Origin of the sequence: Streptomyces sp. 142MFCol3.1, from assembly GCF_000424945.1 — a bacterium.
In the GTDB taxonomy this organism is placed as follows: Bacteria; Actinomycetota; Actinomycetes; order Streptomycetales; family Streptomycetaceae; genus Streptomyces; species Streptomyces siamensis.
Map to the genome: position 1 here is coordinate 210,684 of NZ_AUKV01000007.1, position 21,487 is coordinate 232,170.

At 73.4% G+C, this 21,487-nt stretch carries 16 protein-coding genes; 6 read left to right on the top strand and 10 right to left on the bottom strand.

Annotation, left to right across the window (positions count from 1 at the left end; translation table 11 throughout):
* Nucleotides 1–21: 21 nt before the first annotated feature.
* Together H305_RS0112355 and H305_RS0112360 are read right to left on the bottom strand one after the other, a co-directional pair.
* Nucleotides 22–1,656, bottom strand: a complete 1,635-nt coding sequence (locus H305_RS0112355) for a protein phosphatase 2C domain-containing protein (RefSeq protein WP_028800658.1) — start codon at nt 1,654–1,656, stop codon at nt 22–24.
* Between the two features lie 199 nt (nt 1,657–1,855).
* The gene (locus tag H305_RS0112360; RefSeq protein WP_051370539.1) at nt 1,856–5,554 is read right to left on the bottom strand and encodes a S8 family peptidase; all 3,699 of its coding nucleotides are present in this window, start codon (nt 5,552–5,554) and stop codon (nt 1,856–1,858) included.
* Nucleotides 5,555–5,805: 251 nt separating this feature from the next.
* On the opposite strand from H305_RS0112360, the gene H305_RS0112365 reads away from it, so the two are divergent.
* Nucleotides 5,806–6,786 carry a helix-turn-helix transcriptional regulator gene (locus H305_RS0112365; protein ID WP_028800660.1) on the top strand — a complete coding sequence of 327 codons (981 nt, stop codon included), beginning with the start codon at nt 5,806–5,808 and terminating at the stop codon, nt 6,784–6,786.
* Between the two features lie 36 nt (nt 6,787–6,822).
* On the top strand, nt 6,823–7,305 hold the full coding sequence (locus tag H305_RS0112370) for a DUF456 domain-containing protein (protein ID WP_028800661.1): 483 nt from the start codon (nt 6,823–6,825) through the stop codon (nt 7,303–7,305).
* 714 nt (nt 7,306–8,019) lie between these two features.
* Here H305_RS0112370 and H305_RS45600 read toward each other — a convergent pair.
* The gene (locus tag H305_RS45600; protein WP_037763589.1) at nt 8,020–9,264 is read right to left on the bottom strand and encodes an SGNH/GDSL hydrolase family protein; all 1,245 of its coding nucleotides are present in this window, start codon (nt 9,262–9,264) and stop codon (nt 8,020–8,022) included.
* A gap of 254 nt (nt 9,265–9,518) precedes the next feature.
* Here H305_RS45600 and H305_RS0112380 point away from each other — a divergent pair, with 254 nt between their 5' ends.
* Nucleotides 9,519–9,887 carry a PPOX class F420-dependent oxidoreductase gene (locus H305_RS0112380; protein ID WP_028800662.1) on the top strand — a complete coding sequence of 123 codons (369 nt, stop codon included), beginning with the start codon at nt 9,519–9,521 and terminating at the stop codon, nt 9,885–9,887.
* Nucleotides 9,888–9,951: 64 nt separating this feature from the next.
* On the top strand, nt 9,952–10,692 hold the full coding sequence (locus H305_RS0112385; RefSeq protein WP_028800663.1) for a peptidase E: 741 nt from the start codon (nt 9,952–9,954) through the stop codon (nt 10,690–10,692).
* 184 nt (nt 10,693–10,876) lie between these two features.
* Here the strand turns inward: H305_RS0112385 and H305_RS0112390 are convergent, their stop codons facing one another.
* The 7 genes from H305_RS0112390 to H305_RS0112420 form a co-directional block, all read right to left on the bottom strand.
* Nucleotides 10,877–12,313, bottom strand: a complete 1,437-nt coding sequence (locus tag H305_RS0112390; RefSeq protein WP_037763697.1) for a DNA-3-methyladenine glycosylase 2 family protein — start codon at nt 12,311–12,313, stop codon at nt 10,877–10,879.
* Nucleotides 12,314–12,614: 301 nt separating this feature from the next.
* Nucleotides 12,615–13,733 carry a ribosome small subunit-dependent GTPase A gene (rsgA, locus tag H305_RS0112395; RefSeq protein WP_028800665.1) on the bottom strand — a complete coding sequence of 373 codons (1,119 nt, stop codon included), beginning with the start codon at nt 13,731–13,733 and terminating at the stop codon, nt 12,615–12,617.
* Between the two features lie 253 nt (nt 13,734–13,986).
* Nucleotides 13,987–15,471: a cellulose-binding domain-containing protein gene (locus H305_RS0112400; RefSeq protein WP_028800666.1), complete on the bottom strand. Its 1,485-nt coding sequence runs from the start codon at nt 15,469–15,471 to the stop codon at nt 13,987–13,989.
* A 259-nt stretch (nt 15,472–15,730) separates the two neighbouring features.
* Complete coding sequence (locus tag H305_RS45605) at nt 15,731–16,357, bottom strand: hypothetical protein (protein WP_051370540.1); 627 nt, start codon at nt 16,355–16,357, stop codon at nt 15,731–15,733.
* A gap of 161 nt (nt 16,358–16,518) precedes the next feature.
* The gene (locus H305_RS0112410) at nt 16,519–17,850 is read right to left on the bottom strand and encodes a radical SAM protein (RefSeq protein WP_028800667.1); all 1,332 of its coding nucleotides are present in this window, start codon (nt 17,848–17,850) and stop codon (nt 16,519–16,521) included.
* Nucleotides 17,851–17,921: 71 nt separating this feature from the next.
* The gene (locus H305_RS0112415) at nt 17,922–18,584 is read right to left on the bottom strand and encodes a pyridoxamine 5'-phosphate oxidase family protein (RefSeq protein ID WP_028800668.1); all 663 of its coding nucleotides are present in this window, start codon (nt 18,582–18,584) and stop codon (nt 17,922–17,924) included.
* 413 nt (nt 18,585–18,997) lie between these two features.
* Nucleotides 18,998–20,005 carry a hydroxyacid dehydrogenase gene (locus tag H305_RS0112420; RefSeq protein ID WP_028800669.1) on the bottom strand — a complete coding sequence of 336 codons (1,008 nt, stop codon included), beginning with the start codon at nt 20,003–20,005 and terminating at the stop codon, nt 18,998–19,000.
* On the opposite strand from H305_RS0112420, the gene H305_RS55750 reads away from it, so the two are divergent.
* On the top strand, nt 19,974–20,096 hold the full coding sequence (locus tag H305_RS55750; RefSeq protein WP_267880792.1) for a hypothetical protein: 123 nt from the start codon (nt 19,974–19,976) through the stop codon (nt 20,094–20,096). The two genes, H305_RS0112420 and H305_RS55750, sit on opposite strands and share 32 nt — an antisense overlap.
* A 121-nt stretch (nt 20,097–20,217) precedes the next feature.
* Nucleotides 20,218–21,477: an FAD-binding protein gene (locus H305_RS0112430; RefSeq protein ID WP_028800670.1), complete on the top strand. Its 1,260-nt coding sequence runs from the start codon at nt 20,218–20,220 to the stop codon at nt 21,475–21,477.
* Nucleotides 21,478–21,487 lie beyond the last annotated feature (10 nt).

Below are 21,487 nucleotides of genomic sequence, written 5' to 3' on the forward strand. Positions count from 1 at the left end.
ATGAATTCACACGGCGCACTGTTACGCCTCCCAAACGGCCGCTGCCGTACGGTCATCGGCGTAGCCCTTGACCCGTACCAGTGTGTCGGCGAGGAACGCGGCGAGACCGGGCGGCCGTGCTGCCGACCACCGCGACGTCAGGTGCTCGGCGAGTCCGGGTTCGCCGCGCAGCGGGTCCGCGAGGCCCGCGCTGCACAGCAGCAGGGTGTCACCCGGGCGGGCGACCGAAGCACGGAAGCGGAACGGGGCGCGCGACGGCTCGGGGGCCGGTTCGTAGGGGCTCGGGGGTGTGGTGATGCCCAGGTCCATGGTGAGCCGGTCGCCCTCGGGCGTCTCGTGGGGCAGCGATCCGAAGCCGACGACGGGCTCGCCGGTGGCCTCCGCGACGCGCGGCTCGATGTCCTGCCACTCGCCGTCCCGCAGCCGGAACAGTCCGCCCGCGCCGACGCCGAAGAACACCCGGGTGCGGCACTGCGGGTCGGCGGGCAGCAGCAGACAGCGCAGACCGGCGGTGTACTCCTCCGGTTCGATGCCCTGCTCGGCCGCGCTCGCCCGGAGCTTGCCGAGGCTGCGGTCGGTGAGCCGGTGCAGTCCGGACTTCAGGTCGCCGCGCCGGGCGGCCCGGATGTCCTCGGACAGCCGGGCGTGGCTGCGGCCCACGGCCTGTCCGATCCACTGGCACACCTCGGCGGCCGCCCGGTGGGCGCCGGGGGTGGCGCGTGCCCCGGTCGCCATCGCCACCAGGACCAGCGCCTGTTCGCCCGTCCCGAAGCGGGCCGTGAGGAGGGAGTCCCGGCGTGGCTCGCCGCGGTAGCGGGCGGAGTCGCCGCGCGCGGACATGGCCCGCAGGGTGCTGGTCCCGTAGCGGGCGCCGTCCAGGACCGTGTCGGCGACGAGGTCGCCGAGGTCGTCCGGATCGGCGGGCGGGAGCGCGGTGGGTTCGGCGGCGTAGGTGGGCGGGCCGGAGCCGACGTGCCCGACGGAGGGCGGCGCGGGGGGTGGGTCGAGGGCGGTCTCCCGGGCGGGAGCCTCCTCCGCCGCGGCGGACGGCGCCGGGGCGGGGGGCGAGGCGCCCTCCGGGACCGCGGCCGGTGCGGGCGGCGGGGACGAGGGCGGGGGCGGTGGGGACGACGGCGGGGGCGGTGGGTCGGCGGGCGTTCTCGACGCGGATACCTGCGCGAGCGGCGCGGGGCCGGGCCCGAGGTCGCCCGCCTCCGGTCGGGCGTCGCTCGGGGGCTCCTGCGGGCGAAACCCCGGCGGTGTGGGCCCGGGCGGGAAGGCGGCAGGTGCGGGCGGTCCGGTCGGCGGGGGCTCCCAGGGGGCGGGCTCCCGGGTGAGGCCGCCGCGCCGGAGCGGGGGCTCGGCCTCCGGGGGTGCCGCGGGCGGGTCGTGGCGCTCCCACCGGCCGGGGTGGGAGCGGCCGTCCACGCGCTGCCCGGGCACCGCGGGGGGCCGCTCCGGCGGGGACGGGACATCGGCCACGGGCGCGTCCTGTCCCGCGCCGGAACGCAGCTCGACCGTCCCGGCGGCCGAGGCGAACCGGTCGTCCAGGGAATCGGCCGCGGTGGCGGGTCCCGTGTCCTCGGTGGAGTCGTCGTACAACTGCCTCCACCAGTCGTCCTCATGACCGGTGGGCTTCTCCCCCTGCTGGCTCATGCTCCTGATTGTCCACCGCGGGGGCCGGATGAAAACGGGGCATCCGGAAAAACCGGCCAAGGGACTGGCTGTCGAACGGCATGTCGGACGACACCTCGAACGACGTTGCGACCGGGGCGCGGTCGTGCGCACAGCGGGCCGCCGGACGGCCCCACCCCCCACGGGAGGACCGCCCGGCGGCGTACTTGGCGACCGGGGCCTAGCGCACGTCGTAGGCCCGGGTCACGGTCTGGACGACCGAGTTGCCGTTGCTGTCGGTCAGTTCGGTCCTGAGGGTGACCTGCTCGCCCTGGGCTCCGCCGTGATCGACGGTCGCGGTCCACTTGCCGCCGTCACGGGTGGTGGCGGCCTGCTTCCAGGTCTCTCCGCCGTCGTACGAGTACGACAGCTTCACCGAGGTGAGCGTGCCCGGCCGGTAGCCCGCGTGACCGGTGGCGGTGAGCGTGATGCGCTGACCGTCCTCGGCCGGCAGGGTCTTCAGGCCGTCCTCCGGCAGGCCGTAGCGCGGGAAGAGCAGCGGGATGCCCTGCGAGTAGGCGTTCTCGTCGAGGTGCGAGCGGAACGACCAGGTGGTGACGGTCTGCGGGGAGCGGTGCCAGACGCGCGAGCCGATCTTCATCGTGTGGAGGGTGAGGGCGTACGCGGAGTCGTCGGCCGGGACCTCGAACACCCCGTAGGGGACGGAGCTTTCGCCGATCGTCTCGCCGTCGCGCTGCAGCCGCATGGAGCCGATGTCACCGAACCCGCCCTGGATTCCCAGGTGCTGGGTGTCGCCCCAGAATCCGGGAGCGACACCGATCAGGTTGCCCTGCCGTTCGGCGGCGAGCGCCTGCTCTCCGGACGAGTCCAGGGGGGCCGCCGGCGAGAGGACTCCGCCGTACCACTCCTCGGTCCGCCGTTCGCCCTTCGTGTGGCTGCGCACCGGGTCGATCATGAACTCGCCCCAGGGGAAGCTGCTGGAGACCTGGTGTCCCCAGCCGGTGGTGCCCGCCGAGTAGTACTCGGTACGGCTGAAGGGCGCGGGCACCGTCTCCAGGTCGCCGAAGAAGCCGCTGAGTCCGTTCGGGCGGGTGACGGAGGGCAGGTCGATGTAGTCGGCGACGGTGCCCACCGCGCGGTAGGTGGCGCTGGTGGCGGCCAGTTCGCGGTCGTGGACCCGGTAGGTGCGGGCGTCGCGGATCTGACCCGTCTCCGGGAAGGCCAGGTTGTAGACGTACGGGCTCTTCGCGGTGGCCTTCCAGCGCAGGGTCACGTCACCGGCGGCGAGCAGCGCCTCGGCCTCCTCGGCGGGTACGGCGAGGACGGGCAGCGGACCGCCGGTGAAGCCGGTGTCGGGGTACCAGCGGCCGGGCGCCTCACGGTAGGCGAGGACCGCGAGCGCGCCCGCCGCCTTCGCCGCCGACGCGACGGCCGTGGCGCTCCCGCCGTCCGGCAGCTCGACGAGGGCGATCTTCCCCTTGGCGCCGGCGAGGTCCTGTGGCGTACCGGACTTGGCGTCCACGAGGGGGGCCTGTCCGGTGCCGTCGAGGTTGACGGAGTTGGTGGAACCGGTCACGGGGTGCAGCGTCGGGCCGCCCACGACGGCGAGTTCGGAGATCTGCGGGGCCGCGGCGCGCCAGAAGCTGTCGAACTCGAAGGTGCCGTCGCTCGCCCGGCCCTCGACAAAGGCGTAGTAGCCGCGCACCGAGCGTCCGCCCGCGGCCGTCCCGGCATGCAGCCAGGTGTCGTCCCAGGAGCGGGCGAACCCGAGGGTGGCGCCGCGGAGTTCGGACTTCTTGTCCGTGCGGATGCTCAGCCGGTGGGCGGTGCGGGCGTCGAGGACGACGGTGGTGTCCTTGCGTATCTCCAGCTGCGGGCGGGCCAGGTAGGACAGGGAGTCGATCAGGGTTCCCTCGGTCGCCGGGGTGGCGATGAAGCTGGAGAGGAAGTAGCTGCCGGGGCGTACGCGGTACGTCTGGTCGTTCGCGCCCTCGTTGAAGCGCCGTTCGCCGCTCGCGTCGTCGGTGCCGATGAGGTCGACGGACGAGCCGGACGTGGCGGGACGGCCGAGCCGGTCGACGAGCTCGACCCGCAGGGTGACGGTCTCCGGTTCGACGTAGAGGGAGAAGGGGGTGGAGACCGAGACGCCGTCGGCGGTGGCGAGGACACGGCCCGTGACATCGCCGTACTGGGCGCGGCTCAGGGACGCGTTCGGGTCGAGCTCGAGCGGTACCTCGACGGTGGCGCCGGCGGGGACGGTCACCGAGCGGCTGCCGAGCCGGGCGAGCGACGTGCGGACGGGGGAACCGTCGTTGCCGGTGACCCGGCCGACGGAGAGCTTCAGCTCGACCGGTTCGTGGCCGGTGTTGGTGTAGGGAACCGTGACGGTCCTGCGGTCGCCGGCGTGCTGCGGCCAGGCGAAGCTGCCGCCCTGCACGGCGGGCGCGCCCAGCACGGTCTGGTCGATCGCGGCCTTGACGTCGAGCCGGCCGCCGCCGGTCTCGCGGACGTCGCCGGGGATACCGGTGTCCGCGGAGGAGACGAGGGCGGCCTTGATCTGCTGCGCGTCCCAGTCGGGGTGGCGCTGCTTGACGATCGCGGCGGCGCCCGCCACGTGCGGGGTGGCCATCGACGTGCCGCTCATGGACCGGTAGGCGTAGACGCCGCGGCCGCCCGCGTTGGCGGCGGAGATGCCCACACCGGGTGCGGTGATCTCCGGCTTCAGCGTGTGCGAGCCGTAGGCCGGGCCACGGCTGGAGAAGGACGCCGTGGAGTCGTCGCGGTCGACGGCGCCGACGGTGAGGACGCCGGGCGCGCAGCCGGGCGAGGAGACCGAGTCGAGGGACGGTCCGGTGTTGCCGGCCGCGATGACGAAGAGCGTGTCGCGGCTGGACTCGGCGAGTTGCTGCGTGGCCGCGCTCATCGGGTCGGTGCAGTCGGTGCGAGCCGGGTTGCCGAGGCTCATCGAGACGACGTCGGCACCCTGGTCGACAGCCCACTGCATGCCGGCGATGATCCACGACTCCGCGCCGGAGCCCGAGTCGTTGAGGACCTTGCCGTTCAGCAGGTCGGCGCCGGGGGCGACCCCCCTTTTCTTGCCGTCGCTCGCCGCGCCCGTGCCGCCGACGGTGGACGTGGTGTGCGTGCCGTGCCCCTGGCGATCGCTCGTGTCCGGCGAGTCCGTGAAGTTCTCCGAGGCGGTGATCCGGCCCTTGAGATCGGGGTGTTCGGCATCGACACCGGTGTCCAGGACGGCGACCTTGGTGCCCTTGCCGTCGTAGCCCGCGGCCCACGCCTCGGGGGCGTGCACCTGCCGGGTCGAGCGGTCCAGGGTGGCCCGGACCTTCGCGTCGAGCCACAGCTTCTTCAGCCCGCCCGCCGCGCGGGAGCGGGAGTTCGTCATGTCCGCCCAGAAGTCCGCGGCCTTCTTCTTGTCGGCCTTGAGCGCGACGCCGTCGATCGGTTCGAGGGCGACACCGCGTTCGGCGCCGCGCGGCGTGGCCGGGACCGCGCGGGCGGCCGACGCCCGGTACGTGGCGATCAGCGGCAGGGTCGCGCTGTGGGCGTCGTCGTAGCCCTGCCGGACCAGGCCGGTGACGTTGAAGAGTTCCTCGTCCACGCGGCCGGCGGCGATGGCGGCGACCGCTCCCGCGGGATAGACGTACAGGTCCTCGCCGGACCGGCGGGTCTGCGTGAAGGGAGCGGTGCCGTCGTCGCCGGGAAGGGCGGTCGCCCCGTCCTTCGTCACCAGGACGCGGTCTCCGGTGACGAGCGTGACGACGGCACCCGAGGCCGCGGCCCCCCTTCCGGTCAGCGGGCTCTTTGTGTCGTGTGCGGCCCCTGCGGGCACGGCTGCCGTGACGGCGAGGACGGCGGCGGTCGCCACGCCCAGTGCCCTGCGGACGGTCGTCTTCCCCAAAATCCCACTCCCCAAGATCGCTCCACCCGTGTCTGCCGGCGCCCGGACGGACCGGTGAGGCCGTGTCCGCGCAGGCCAAGGAGGCCCAAGGAGGGCATTACGGGCGGTGGTTGATGCTGCGGTGGCGTGAGCTTGGCAGAGAGGCGGGTGGTGCGGCGATGATGTGCCCAGGCGGGTTTGCGCCGTGGCTGTTTCCCGCCATGGACGCCGCCGACCGGCCGGAACGCATCCTCGGGGAGGGACTTCGCCGCATGCTGGGAGCGATAGGTCTGGACGAGACGCACGAGTCGGCCTACCGGGCGCTCGTGTCCGTGGGCGCCGCCGACGTGCCCGATCTCGCGCGACGGCTCACACTCGGCGAGTACGACACGGAGCGCGCCCTGCGCCGGCTGGAGCGGCACGGTCTGGCGGCGCAGTCGTCGGCCCGGCCCGGTCGCTGGGTCGCCGCGCCGCCGGGTGTCGCGCTCGGCGCCCTGCTCACCCAGCGGCGGCACGAACTGGAGAAGGCGGAGCTGGCGGCCGCGCTGCTCGCCGAGGAGTACCGCGCGCAGGCCGCGGAGCCTGCCGTGCACGACCTGGTCGAAGTGGTGATCGGCGCGGCAGCCGTCTCCCAGCGCTTCCTCCAGCTCCAGCTGGGGGCGAGCGAGGAGGTGTGCGCGCTGGTCACCGGGAACCCCGTGGCCGTCTCCGGCATGGACAACGACGCCGAGGAGCAGGCCGCCGGGCGGGGCGTCGGTTACCGGGTGGTCGTCGAGCGCGCGGTCCTCGACGAACCGACCGGGATCACCGAGCTGTCCGCCGCGCTCGGCCGGGACGAACAGGTACGGGTCGTGGACCAGGTCCCCACCAAGCTCGTCATCGCCGACCGGGCGCTGGCGATGGTCCCCCTCACCTCGAACACGGCGGAGCCCTCCGCGCTGGTCGTGCACGCCAGCGGCTTGCTGGAGCTGCTGTCCGGGCTCTTCGACTCGGTGTGGCGGGACGCGCTGCCCCTGCGGATCGGCAGCCGGGGCGTGCTGGAGCAGGAACCCGACGGGCCGGACGGCACGGACCTGGAGATCCTGTCGCTGCTGCTCGCCGGGCTCACCGACGCGAGCGTCGCCAAGCAGCTGGATCTGGGGCTGAGGACCGTGCAGCGCCGGGTGAAGCGGCTGATGGAGCTGACGGGGGTGACGACGCGGCTCCAGCTCGGCTGGCACGCGTACGAGCGGGGCTGGGTGGCGCGGGACTGACCTGCGGCTTCCCGTTCGCTCCGGCACCCTGGGCAGATGGGAGCGTGGGAACTCCTGCCGGTCGGTGTGGTGATGCTGCTCGGTCTGGCCGGAGTACTGGTGCCCGGCGTGCCGGGCTCGTGGCTGGTCTGGGCCGCGGTCGCGTGGTGGGCGCTGGAGGACCCGCGTGCCCTGTCGTGGGGGGTGCTGGTCGGTGCGACCGGGGTCCTGCTGCTGTCCCGGGCGATCCGCTGGGCACTCCCGCCGCGGCGGCTGCGTGCGAGCGGAGCCACCACCCGGACGGCGGTGTACGCCGGTCTCGGGGCGTTGCTCGGCTTCTTCCTGGTTCCGGTGGTCGGCGCGATACCCGGTTACCTCGGTGGCCTCTACCTGTGCGAACGGCGTCGGCTGGGCGGGCACGGACAGGCGGGCACGGCGGTACGGACCTTGATGCGGGCGGGCGGCTGGAGCGTCCTGACGGAGCTCTTCGCCTGCCTGCTGATCCTGGGGGCGTGGCTGGGGGCGGTGATCTGCGGCTGAGCCCGGCGCCGCGCCGGCGGACCGCCGGGAGGGCCCGGTCCCACGCAGGCGGACCACCGGGACGTAGGGGGCCGGCGTCGGGCCCGGGGCGCCGAGCCCCTGACGGGGCCGTGGACGCCCCTCACAGGCGACGGGACCGGGACGGCGGAGCCGGGGCCGGGCCAAGAGGGGCCGTCGGGGCCAGACGACGGGAGCGGGGCGGCGGAGCCGGGCCTGGGGCCAGGAGCGGGCCGCCGGAGCGCGGGGTCGGCGTCGACGCAGGCGTCGGCCGAGACCGAGGCCCTGACGGGGGTGTCGACGGCCCCCATGGAGGCGGGAACCGGGGAGTCGGAGACCTGGCGGCAGGGCCGGGAAGCCGAGGCCGAATCCAAGAGGCGGGACCGGGGCCGGGAAGGTGACGCCGAGGTCGACAAGCGGGGGCGCCGAGAAGCCGAGGCCGCGTCGAGGAGCCAGGACCGGAGGCGGCAGGCGGCAGACGGCAGACGGCAGACGGCAGACGGCAGACGGCAGACGGCAGACGGCAGACGGCAGGCGGCAGGCGGCAGGCGGCAGGCCAGGATCACCGCCGACGCGGGGGACGGCGCGATACGCGTCGCCCTGCGCAAGGGCGAGTCGGCGCTGATCACCGCGCGGGGCGACCGACCGGGCTCACCGTCGCACCTGTTGGGCCTGCCGATGCCGCACCTCGATGGGGCAGCCCGCGTAGCGAGCGGTTCAGGGCGCGAGCGCCGTGAGGTCGACGGTGCGGGCCAGCGCCTTCATGCCCGCGTCGTTGAAGTGGAGATGGTCACCGGGGTCGTAGGCGGGGCGGATGCGGCTCGGGTGGGCCGGGTCGCGGACGGTGGCGTCGAAGTCCGCGACCGCGTCGAAGAGGCCGCGTGTGCGGATGGCGGCGTTGACCGCCTGCCGCGCGGCCTCACGGGCCCGCGTGTACGCGCCGTGACCGCCGTACGGGGTGATCGTCCCGCCGACGACGCGGATGCCGTGGGCGTGGGCACGGCGCACGATCAGACGGTAGGCGTCCTCGATGACGCGCGGATCCGTCTGCTCCGGTGGGCCCTTGATGTCGTTGATGCCCTGCAGCACGATCAGCGAGCGGACGCCGGTGCGGGAGAAGACGTCGGCGTCGAGCCGGGACAGGGCCCTCGGGCCACGGCCGTCGAGCAGGATCCGGTTCCCGGCGATGCCCGCGTTGAGGACGCCGAGCCGGCGGTGCGCGGGCAGGGTGCTCAGCCGGTCGGCGAGCCGGTCGGGCCAGCGGTGGTTGGCACCGGAAGTCGAGCCGGTGCCGTCGGTGAGGGAGTCGCCGAGCGCGACCACACTGCCCGCGGCGGAGGAACCCAGCACGTCGACACCGGTGACGTAGTACCAGTTGCTGAGGGTGGTGGTGTACGCGGCGCCGCTCTCGTCGGCCGTGCGGTCGCCCCGGACCGCCACGAAGTTGGGCTGGAGCGCGGAGCGGTGGTACGTCGCGGGGCCGGAGTCGACGGGCGTGTGCACCGAGATCAGCAGGTCGGCGTCGGCGGGGACCGTGAGGTCGACACGGTCGCTGACCACGTCCCTGCCCGCGGGGATCGTCACCGATCCGGCACCGGAGAAGGTGACCTTGCGCATCGAACCCGCGACGGCCCACGGGCCGGCCTTCGCGCCGGGGCGCTGCAACGCGAGGGTCACGGAGCCGAGTTGCAGGGGTGCCGTGCCGAACCGGTTGGACAGGCGGACGCGGGCCGCACGTCCGCCGACACTGGTGTGCACGACGTTGCGGATCGAGGCACCGGGCAGCGCGCCGGCGGTGCCGGAGGCGGCCGCCTCCCACGTGCCGGTCCACGCCGGCCCGCGCGCCCCGGCGCCCGCCCGCTCCGGGGACCGCCCCGTGTCCGCGTTCGCGTGCGGCGGCGCGAGAACCACGGTGGTCACCAGAGCGGCCAGGAGATGCCGAACCTTGATCGCGCGGGTCATGAGGGCATCGCTTCCCTGGCCGTCGGCCAGCTCAACACGCTGTCACACCATTGGGCGCACCACGCGGGAACCGGCGGGCCGGTTCGGGAGGTCGGACGGGCGGGCTTTGCCGAGGCCGGGTGGCACGGCACGCAGAGGTCGTCGCGAGGGCAGCGAACGGTCCGGAGGGCAGGTGCCGCGCGGGCGGTCCTCCGGCGCAGGACCTGGGCCGAAGGTCCGATGCGCCGCGGGGACGCGCATGTTTGGCTGCCGCCATGACCGGATTCAGCGCGGCCGAGCGCGCATACCTGACGTCACAGCGACTGGGACGACTGGCCACCGTCGACCCGCACGGGCAGCCGCAGGCGAATCCCGTCGGCTTCTTCCCGCAGGAGGACGGGACGATCCTGGTCGGCGGATACGCGATGGGCACGACGAAGAAGTGGCGCAATCTGCAGAAGAACCCGAAGGTCGCTTTGGTCGTCGACGACATCGTGAGCCTCCGGCCGTGGAAGGTGCGCGGCGTCGATATTCGCGGGGAGGCCGAACTGCTCTCCGGGCCACACGAGTTGGGCCCTCACTTCAGTGAGGAACTGATCCGCATCCACCCGAAGCGGATCCACAGCTGGGGACTTGAGGACTGACCGGTCCGGCCGGTCCTCCCGTCGAAGATCGCCCGGCGGCACGCCCTTGGTAGGGTCGCGAGTCATGACCGCTTCGGAGCCCATCATTCTGGCCACTTCGGGTGGTCATCGTCCCGGAGACCGCACACGGGTGACCTTCGACGCCCTCGTCCACCACGCCGTGGAACTGGCGGAGGTGCGGGGGCGCCGCCCCCGTGTCATGTACGTCGGGACGGCGATCGGCGACGCCGAGCACTTCACCACCCGGATGACCGAGGCGGCCCGTGTGGCGGGCTTCGACCTGACTCCCCTCCATCTCTTCCCCATGCCGAACCTCAAGGACATCGAGGCGTCGGTGCTCGAACAGGACGTCGTGTGGGTCATGGGCGGTTCGGCGGCGAACCTGCTCGCCGTGTGGCGCGTCCACGGCCTCGACGCGATCTTCCGGCGCGCCTGGCAGGCCGGGGTCGTGCTCAGCGGTGTGAGCGCCGGTTCCCTCTGCTGGTTCCAGGGCGGCACGACGGACTCCTTCGGCCCCGAACTGCGCCCGCTCACCGACGGGCTCGGCTACCTGCCGTACGGCAACGGCGTGCACTACGACAGCGACGCGGGCCGCCGCCCGCTGGTGCACCGGCTCGTCGCCGACGGGACGCTCCCCGACACCCACTGCACCGACGACGGGGTGGGCCTGGTCTACCGCGGCACCGAACTCACCGAGGCGGTCACCGAGATACCGGGCAAGGGCGCGTACCTGGTCAGACGCGAGGGCGACGCGGCGGTGGAGGAACGCATCGAACCGCGTCTGCTGCCGTCGCCGGTGGACTGAGCCGTCGCGAGGGCCTCGCGACGGCTCCTCGGCTTCGTCCAGTCGGCTTCGTCCTGTCAGCTGTGTCCTGCCGGCTCCCTCGCGCCGTCACGACGGTTCGTCCCGACGGATTCACCACGCCGTCCCGACGGTTTCGTCCTGCCGCCCCGACGGTTTCACCACGCCGTCCCGACGGGCTTCCCGATCAGACCGTGCGGTCCCGGCCCGGCTCCTCCTCCGGCTGCCGCGCCACGCACAGGTGCCGCGCGGCGTAGGACCGCCAGGGCCGCCAGCCGTCCGGCACGTCCTGCCCGGGCGGGGCCACGTCCGGATCGCCGAGCGCGCGAGTGCGGATGACGGCCGCGGTGCCCTCGTCCATGCCCGCGAGCGCGAGCAGCGCCTCGTGGGCGTCGTCACGGTCGGCGCCCGGGTCGAGCCTCAGTGCGCCGTCGGCGAGGGCGGCGGCCAGGGCGCCCAGGGCACCGTCCGGCTCGGCCTGCGCCAGCACGGCCGGTTCCGGGAAGAGATGCGTGAGCGTGCCGCACGGTGCGTCCAGCGCCTTCCCGTACCGCCGCACCAGCTCCTCGGCCGCGGTCCGCCCCACCAGCGCGCGCACCGCGACCTCGTCCGGGTCGGCGGCGCCCGGTGACCGCAGGCCCGGCCGCGAGACGACCAGCGGGCCCAGCAGCGGATCGGCGCCCAGCCGCTCGTCGACGGCGTACGGGTCGGCGTCCAGGTCGAACAGCCTGCGCAGCCGCTGCACGGCGGTGGTCAGATCGCGCAGGTCGGTGAGGTGGAGCCGGGCGTCGAGCCAGCCGCCGGGGTGCGCCGCGTCCGCGGGACCGGGGCGTCGCCGGGCACCGCTCGGGCGTTCGTCGACCGCGGCGATGCCACTGCCGTAGGGCAGCCGGAGCGTGCGCCGGTAGGTCCGCCTGCCGTGCGGGCCGCCGACGTCCTCGATGCCCGGGACCGCCTCCGCGGCGAGCAGGTCGAAGACGTCGGTGGACTGATAGGGCCCCCGGAAGGCGAGCCGGAGCGGGACCCCGGCGGTGGGGGTGGCCCCGCGCGGGACGTCGGAACCGGTGCGCGGCGCCGCGGCCCGCAGCTCGCTCGGCGTCGACGCGTACACCGCACGGATCGTGTCGTTGAACTGCCGCACGCTGGCGAACCCGGCCGCGAACGCGATGTGTGTGACCGGGAGCCCGGTCGTCTGGAGCAGCACGCGCGCGGTGTGGGCGCGCTGCGCACGGGCCAGTGCGACGGGGCCGGCGCCGACCTCCGCGGTGAGCTGCCGCTGCACCTGCCGTGAGCTGTAGCCGAGGCGTACGGCGAGGCCGCCGACCCCCTCGCGGTCGACGACGCCGTCGCCGATCAGGCGCATGGCCCGGCCGACGACGTCGGCCCGTATGTTCCACTCCGCGGAGCCGGGCACGGCGTCCGGGCGGCACCTTCGGCACGCTCGGAAGCCGGAGCCCTGCGCCGCGGCGGCAGTCGGGTAGAACCGCACGTTCTGTCGCTTCGGCGTCACGGCGGGGCAGCTCGGCCGGCAGTAGATCCCGGTCGTCTCCACCGCGAAGAAGAACTCCCCGTCGAACCGGGCGTCCCTGCTCCGTACGGCCTCGTACCTGGTGTCTTCGTCGATCACCCTCCCAGTGTGCGCCGTCGCCCGGCACGGGTCCGGCGGATTTCGGACATGACCCTGGGTGCGGGCCTATGGGCGAAGGGGGGCGGTGGGGCTCGGCGCGGCGTGGGGAACCCTCGCCGCGCCGAGCCGGACCCGCCTCGGCCCCGAACGGACCGCCACGCCCCCGGCGCCACGCGGGGCCTTGCCGGTCCCTGTCGGTCCCCGCTGGCCCCCGCTCGGTCCCGGCCCCGGTCCCTGCCGGAGCAGGCGGCGCGGGCCGGCCGGGGTGGCCGGGGTGGAGCGCGATGGGCCGGCCGGGCTAGAAGCGTCCTCGCTTCGCCTCCATGGCGGCCCGGCCCTCCGCCCCCTTGCGCTTCCAGTCGCGGCGGATCTCGGCGCGCAGCCGTGCGTCCGTCTTGGCCACGATCCGCTGGTTCTCGCGCAGCAGCTTCCGGTAGCTGTCGAGGCGGCGTTCGTGGAGCGCACCCGAGTCGAGGGCCGCGAGCACCGCGCAACCGGGTTCGGAGACGTGGGCGCAGTCCGTGAAACGGCAGTCCTCCGCGAACTCCTCGATCTCGGCGAAGACCTGTCCGACGCCGGTCTCGGCGTCCCAGAGGCCGACGCCACGCAGCCCCGGGGTGTCGATGAGGACGCCGCCGCCGGGCAGGGCGAGGAGGTTGCGGGTCGTGGTGGTGTGCCGGCCCTTGCCGTCGACGTCCCGCGTGGCCTGGACGTCCATGACGTCCTCGCCGAGCAGGGCGTTCGCGAGCGTGGACTTGCCCGCCCCGGACTGGCCGAGGAGGACCGACGTGCCGCCGGCGAGGACGGCCGCGAGGACGTCGACGCCCTCGCCGGTCGCGGAGCTGACCGTCAGCACCGGGACGCCCGGTGCGGTCGTCTCCACGTCCTGCACGAGGTGTCCGAGCGTCGCCGGCTCCGGCACCAGGTCGGTCTTGGTGAGCACGACCACCGGCTGCGCCCCGGACTCCCAGGCCAGGGCCAGGAAGCGTTCGATGCGGCCGAGGTCGAGTTCCACGGCGAGGGACACCGCCACCACGGCGTGGTCGACGTTGGCGGCGAGGATCTGTCCCTCGGAACGCTTGGAGGAGGTGGAGCGCACGAAGGCGGTACGGCGCGGCAGACAGGTGCGTACGTAGCGCGGGCTGCCGGAGCGTTCGACGGCGACCCAGTCGCCGGTGCACACGACCCGCATCGGGTCGTGCGGCGTCACGAACGCGGTGTCCGCGCGCATGAGCCCGTCGGCGGTGACCACGTCGCACTGACCGCGGTCGACCCTGACCACCCGCCCGGCGACGAGCCCTTCGGCGGCGTACGGGGCGAATTCGTCCGCCCATGCGTCGTCCCAGCCGTAGGGAGCGAGGGCGGCGGAGGGGGTGGAGGAGGCAGGAGAAGCGGAGAAGGCGGAGCTGGAAGTCAAGGGAGACCCTTCACAAGGGCGGCCCCGGCACGCGCACTCGGGCGCGAAGGAAAGAGGAAGGTCAGCCGGCGGCCACGGAGGTGGACTTGATGAACTTCTGGATGCGGGCAGCGCCCATCGCAACGACAGCCATCGGTCACACCTCCTCGAGAACACTCGCCGGGAGCGAAGGCGAACGGCCTTCGCTCGAACACGCACACCGTAGCCGGACCCCCCTGAGGTCCGTCAACCGATTAAATCTGCAGTCCGCGGCTCAGGTCGTGGCGGCGCAACGTCCGCCGTTCAGCGTGAAGTTGTCCGGGACCGCGTTGCTGTCGCCCCAGGAGCCGATGAAGCCGACGGCGAAGGTGCCACCGGCCGAGACGGACTTGTTGTAGGAGGCGGCGGAGGCGGTGACGCGGGAGCCGTGCTGGGTGAAGGTGCCGTCCCACATCTGGGTGACGCGCTGGCCTTCGGGGAAGGTCCAGGCGATCTGCCAGTCGTCGAGGGCCTGCGCGGAGGTGACGGCGACGGTGGCCTGGAAGCCGTCCGGCCACTCGGTGACGATCTCGTACTTCACCTTGCAGGACGCGCTCCGGATGGGGTGCGCGGACGGGGTGGCGGAACCGGCCGGGGAGGACGACGTGCCCTGGGGTTCCGGGTCCGGTCTCGTGCGCGTGGCGGTGGCCGACGCCCGCTTCTTCGGCTCCGGCGGCACCGGCGGGTCGGCCGGGCGGGTGGTGGCGGACGGGGAGGGGATGTTCCGGTCCGCGACGGGCTGCCGGTCGGTGGAGTCGCCGCGCGCGGAGGCGTCGCGGCCGCTCCCGTCGCCGAACGGCATCAGGGAGACCGTGAGGGCGAGGCCCGACACCAGGACGGCCGCGGCGAGGAGCCCGGTCCGTCCGAGTCGCGGCCGGGCCACCGTGCCCACGGCGATGCCCGTGTCCGAGGCCGCGTCGGCGCGTCCGCCGGCCAGGCCCGCCTCCGCGGCCCGGCGCCGGCGCTCCAGATAGGCGAGGCCGCCCCAGCCGATGACTCCGCCGGCGAGCGCCGCGGGCAGCCCGCCGCCGTGCAGCCGCAGACAGGTGGCGGCCTCCGCGCACTCGACACATCGGGCGAGGTGGCGGGAGAGGTCCTCGGGTGTCTCGGCTCCGGGCGATCGGGTGACGGCGTCGAGGAGCCGGGCGTAGCTGCGGCAGCCGGCGTCCATGGGGGTGTCGAGGTGGTTGCGGTGGCAGCGGTCTCTGAACAGCGCCCGCACATGGCCGAGTTCCTCGGCCGCGGCTGTCGGGTCGAGGCCGAGCCGCCGGGCCACGGCGGGCAGCGGTAGCGCTTCGGCCTCGGCGAGCCACAGGAGTGCCGCGTCGGCCTCCTGCATGTCCTTGAGGCCGCGCAGCGCGAGCGGGCGGTGCAGCGGAGGTCCCGTGTACCGGGCGGCCTTCTCGGAGTTGAGCCACAGCCTGAGATCGGGGTCGAGACGGTGGCCCTGTCCATGGGCCTCCCAGGCGGCGGCGGTGGTGCGGACGGAGGTGAGCAGCAGGGGGATGCGGGGCAGGCGGGGCGTCCTGCGGCCGTTGCCCTTCGTCGCGTCGGTGAGCGTGCGCGCCTCGCGGATGCCGTGGGTGAACGCCTCGGTGGCCAGCTGGGTGGCCGCCGCGGAGCCGGACGCGCACAGGTCGGCGTACGACAGGACGGCGTCCCAGCACTCCGAGAACAGGGCGGCCTCGGCGGCGTTCTGAGGGGTCGGCAGGTCGGGCATGGGGGCTCCTGCATCCGCTGCTTCCGTGTGCCAGGTCATGCAATGCCCAACTCAACTTCTCTCAAGGGGGAGTTGGGGCCTGTCTCTCGCGACGGGGCCCGAGCTTTTCACGGTTCCCGCACAACTGACAAGCGGCGTATTCAAATGCCGTATTCAAACTCCGTACGCACATGTGTGGCACGCGGTGGCAGCGGTCCGGTCCGTCGAACCGGCCGGGCACGGCGTCCCCCGCGTGATACGCAAGGAACGCCGGAACGTATCAATCCGCGTCCGACGCGATGGGCCTGTCCCCGTTCGACGGGTGTTCGGCCGCGCGTCGTCGGCACTCCTGAAGCGCGCGCTCGACCTCGTGCCTTTCCTCGCCGCCGGTCTGGAGCAGCAGGTCACCGGCGGCGGACAGGGCCGCCCAGTACTCCGCGGGTCTGGCCCGCTCGCGCCGGGGGGACGTCCGTGCCAGCGACAGGAACATCCCGGTCAGCTCGCCCCTGACGCGTCTGCGGGAAAGGGTGAGCGCGTGACCGCTGGGCATGCCGCCCAGTGCCCCGGCGGCGGTCGCCAGCAGACGTGCGATCTCGGTGCCCCGCTCGTCGAACGGCCGGGGGACGTCGAACAGACCGGCGGTCTCCAAAACCTCACCGCACAGTTCCTCTTCGCCCGGGTGGAATTCCGTGGCGATGTCTCCCATGCCGCGGGCGAATCGCCCCGCCACGTCCGCGGCCGGGATTCCCAGTGCCAGGCAGACGGCCCATGCCGACAGGTGCGGGTCGCCGGTCCGTGCCGCGAGTTCCGAGAACACGGCGACCGGTGCGCATCCGGCCCCCAGCCTGTCGTGCGCGAGCGTCAGCGAAGCGCTGTCGACGCCGGCCGCACCGTCCCACACGTCCATGGCCCCCACCCTCACGGCTCGGACAGATCCACTCCCCCGCACGGCCGCGACCGCCACCGGTCACGGCCGCCGGTCTGCACGACTCCGCCGGACGACCGCTCCCGGCCGCCCACACCCCTTGATTCCCGGAAGCCGTCACCTGGGCCCGGCGGGCCGACGGGTCACACCTGGGTCGGTTCCTGCGCTTCCTCCCGGGCCGGGAGGCTGTCCATGAAGGAGCTGACGGAGAAGACGGCGCGGCCCGGTCCGGGCGGGCCGTATCCGGGCGGCGAGGAGAGCCCGAAGTCCTCCATCGTCGAGCGGTAGGCGTCCAGGAGACGAATGTGGTACTCGAGCGGCGCGCCCTGCGGGTTGGCCTTGCCGAGCGGGGTCGTCGGCTCCGGGCACCAGGTGGTGAAGCGCGGGGTGATGCCGTGCGACATGAAGAAGCGCAGACCCTCGGTCGTCGACGCGATGGCCTCGTCGACGGTGGTGAAGCCGAAGGGCTCGGCCATCTCCACGCCCGCCACGAAGTTGGGGATGACATTGCGCGCGCCGAAGATCTCCGCCGAGTCCAGGATGCGCTTGTGCCATTCGTCGCGACCGACGTACCGCTCCTTGCCGGGGCAGTACAGCTCGAACAGGCGGCGGTCCCACACCTCGTAGTTGGGGTGGTAGATCTGCACGCCGTAGTCCTTGAAGCGCTGCACGTCGTCGCGCGGCAGCGCCTGCGCCACGACCTTGCCGATCCACCGTCCGGGGAAGCGCTCCTCGATGGCCTTGGCGTAGTGGCCGTAGAAGTCGGCCTCGTCCCGTCCGGCGACCGTCTTGGTGATCGCACCGCCGGTGAGGGTGTACGCGGTGGACGCCTTCGCCGTGTCGTACCGGTCGATGATCTCCAGCGCTTCGAGGACCTCCTCGACGTCCTTCACGCCGGTGTAGGGGCGGCCGGCCGCCTTGTGCTGGCGCCAGTTGTGGTTGATGTCGCAGTACTGGCACTCCTCCTTGGCGCCGAAGTACTGGCAGACGCGGAAGACCGTGAGGTAGATCAGGTACCCCCACTGGATGGTGGGCGCCACCTCCATCACGGACTTCCCGTTGGAGAGCTTGTGCCGGTAGTACTCGGGCATGGGCGGCACCCCGACGTCGGAGACCCGCTTCCCGTCCAGGTACAGCCCGAGCATGCCGTCCGCGTCGGCGGCGACACGGTACGGCGAGGACGGGTTGACCCGCACGGACACCACGGTGCGCCGCAGGTCGTACGGCCCTCCGGTGAGGATGATCTCCTCCGGCGGGCGCCGCAGGGCGGCCTCGCCCAGTTCGGGCAGGGTGCCGTGGTCGAAGGAGAAGATGAAGTAGGACTTCGGCTTGACCTCGCCGCTCTCGTTGTCGCTGAGGGCCGACGCGTCGAAGGCGACGCCCCCGCGGAGCAGGTCCTCCTTGAAGACGGCCTCCCGTGGCACGTGCGGGAACCGCTCCATCAGATCCTCGACCAGCGCGGTGCGGCTGCCCATCCCGTTCTCCTCGCTCCCGACCAGTTCAGTCTGCGTTGCTCGACTCCTCACGGTATGCCCCTGCCCGCACTTCAGCCGTGCCGGGTCCCCCCGCGTCGCGCGATGTGCGCCGGAGGGGCCAGATCCGCGGGCAGCAGCGGGTCGGGCTCGGGCGCGCCCCAGGTGGGAACGAGCGGCAGGGTGCCCGCCCACAGACCGAGCGCCGCGTCGGGGCCGTCGCCGTCGTCCGGGGCTCCGGTACGGATCTTCACGGAAGCCTCCTCCAGGGAGAGCGCGAGCAGGGTCGTCGCGGCCAGTTCCTTGCGGCTGGGCCGGCGGGCGTAGTCCCACTGGCCGGGCGCCGCGTGCTCGGTGAGCAGCCGCAGCCCCTCGGTCTTCTCCCGCGGGTCGGTGACCCTGCGGGGTGTCCCGTGGATCATCGCGCTGCGGTAGTTGACGCCGTGCTCGAACACCGATCGGGCGAGGACGAGTCCGTCGACGTGCGTGACGGTCACGCACACGGGGTCCTCGGCGGCGAGGCTCCGGCTCGCCACGGAACCGTGCACGTACAGGTGCCGCTCGTCGCGCCCGTACACGGTCGGCACCACGAGCGGCCGCCCTTCGACGATCACGCCGAGATGGCAGACGAACCCCGCGTCGAGGATCGCGTCCAGGTGGGCCCGATCGAGGCTGCCCCGCTCACGGAGCCTGCGGTGGCGGGTGAGGGCGGTTTCGGGGAGAGGGCCGTAGGTCATGGCCAGCACGCTACCGATATCGCACCGCAACCACCATGCGTTGACGGAATCAGTTCCCCGAGCCACCCTCAGCGACGAATTCCGCAAATCTCTCGGTCTGCCGTGTCCTGCCCATCGGAACCCACCCGTACACGGGACCCCCGGAGGCGGGACGGAATCGGGTTGCTCCGTTCGGACCGCCGCTGGCACAGTCGCGGGCCGCGCCCACCTTCTTCCCGCCCGACGGGACCGCGCCGGCCCCCGCCCGGGCAGCGCACGAGTCGGCCGCGCTCCACGGCGGCGGGGGAGCCTACGACCCGGCGGCCACCCGTGCCGCGCCCGCCCCTCACCGCCCCCGTGCTCGTGCCGGCCGGAGAGGCCGACCTGAACCCCCGTCGCCCGCGCCGGCCCGGCCCCGGGGCGCGCGGGACTCCTCAGGCCGCGTGCTCCAGCCCGGCCGCGTCGACCCGGCACGCCAACTCCTGCCCCGACAGCAGCCGTTCGAGTTCCTCCAGCACCGTGCGGCCCAGCCGGGCGACCTCGTTGCCCTGCGACCCCGCGAGATGGGGGGTGATGAAGGCGTTCGGCAGGTCGTACAGCGGGGAGTCGGCCGGCAGCGGCTCGGGGTCGGTGACGTCGAGGATCGCGCCGATCCGGTCGGCGCGCAGCTCGGCGGCCAGGGCGTCGTGCTCGACGAGGGAGCCGCGGGCGGTGTTGATCAGGACGGATCCGGTGGGCATCAGGGCGAGTTCGCGACGGCCGATCATGTGCCGGGTCTCGGGCGTCTGCGGGGCGTGGACGGTCACGATGTCGCTGCCGGTGAGCAGGTCGTCCAGCGGCAGCAGCCGGACGCCGAGCGCCGCCGCCCCCGCCTCGTCGAGGTACGGGTCGGCGAGGCTCACCTCCAGGTCGAAGGGGCGCAGCAGTTCGACGAGACGGCGGCCGACCCGCGAGGCTCCGACGATGCCGACACGGCGCCCGAAGTTGCCGGTGCCGGGGAGGATCCGCCCGTGAGGGAAGGCGCGTTCGGTACGCAGGCGGTACCTTTGGGCGAACACATCTTTGCCCGCGAGCAGGATCATCGCGAGCGTGTACTCGGCGACGGGCAGCGCGTTGGCGTCGGCCGCCGACGACACGAGGAGCCCGCGCTCCCAGACGGCGGGCGTGGTGAAGCCCTTGACGGAGCCGGCGCAGTGCAGCACGGCACACAGTTTCGGAGCCGCGTCCAGGGTGGCCGTGTCGAGCACGGGGCAGCCCCAGCCGGTGACGAGGATCTCGGTCTCCGCGAGGACGGCGCGGACGCGGGGATCGGTGAAGTCGTGCGCCACCAGGGCGGGGTCCACGTCGACCAGCCCGCGCAGCCGGGCCATCGGCCCGGGCGGGAAGATCAGCGGCACGTTCTGGGCTGTCATGGCGAACATCGCCAGGGGACGCTCGGGCAACGAGGTGACCTTCCGGCTCGGCGGCTTCGTGATCGGTGTCGCACTCGACGCCGCGATCGGCTTCCACGACAGCAAGCGGTCTCTACGGTAGGTGTGGCTTCGTGAGAGGGTCAACGAAGGGGCCGATCACCGCGCCGGACCGGCGGGACAGGTTCCACACGTGGCCGTCCCACCCGGCCGCGGACGGCGACTTTCCGTGGAGGACGACAGGGATGACAGGCACGACAGGCACCCTGACCAACTGGGCCGGCAACATCACGTACACGGCCGGGGAGCTCCACCTGCCCCGCTCGCTCGACGCGCTGCGCACGCTCGTCGCCGACAGCGGGCGGGTGCGGGTGCTGGGCAGCGGTCACTCCTTCAACGAGATCGCGGAGCCGGGCGACGGCGGCGTACTGCTGTCGCTGACCGGGCTGCCGCCCGCGGTGGACGTCGACACGACGGCCCGCACGGTACGGGTCTCGGGCGGCGTGCGGTACGCCGAACTCGCCCGCAGGGTGCACGAGCACGGGCTGGCGCTGCACAACATGGCGTCCCTCCCGCACATCTCGGTGGCGGGGTCGGTGGCGACCGGCACCCACGGCTCGGGTGTCACCAACGGTTCGCTCGCCTCCGCCGTGCGCGAGGTGGAACTGGTCACCGCCGACGGTGCGACCGTGACGATCGGCCGGGACGACACCCGCTTCGACGGCGCCGTGACGGCGCTCGGCGCGCTCGGCGTGGTCACCGCGCTCACCCTCGACCTGGAGCCGGCCTTCGAGGTGAGCCAGCACGTCTTCACCGGACTTCCGCTGGCGGGCCTGGACTTCGAGGCGGTCGCTTCGGCGGCGTACAGCGTCAGCCTGTTCACCGACTGGCGGCAGCCGGGCTTCGGGCAGGTGTGGCTGAAGCGGCGCACCGACCGTCCGGCGGTGGACTTCCCGTGGGCGGCGCCCGCCACCGAGGCGATGCACCCGGTGCCCGGCATGCCCGCGCGGAACTGCACCGAGCAGCTCGGCGTCCCCGGCCCCTGGCACGACCGGCTCCCCCACTTCCGGGCCGAGTTCACCCCGAGCAGCGGCGCCGAGCTCCAGTCGGAGTACCTGCTGCCGCGCTCGGACGCCCTGGCCGCGCTGGACGCTCTCGACGCGATCCGCCAGGTGATCGCGCCGCTGCTGCAGATCTGCGAGGTGCGGACGGTGGCCGCCGACCGCCAGTGGCTGAGCCCGGCGTACGGCCGGGACTCGGTGGCGCTGCACTTCACCTGGGTGGCGGACACGCAGGCGGTGCTGCCGGTGGTGGCCCGGGTCGAGGAGGCGCTGGCGCCGTTCGACGCGCGGCCGCACTGGGGCAAGGTGTTCACGGTGCCCTCCGAGGTGGTGCGTGCGCGGAGTCCGCGGCTCACCGACTTCGGGGCGCTGGCCGGTGCGCTCGACCCGGCGGGAACCTTCGCCAACGCGTTTGTGCGGGACTTCCTCCAGCCCCTTTCCTAACCCCTTGTCG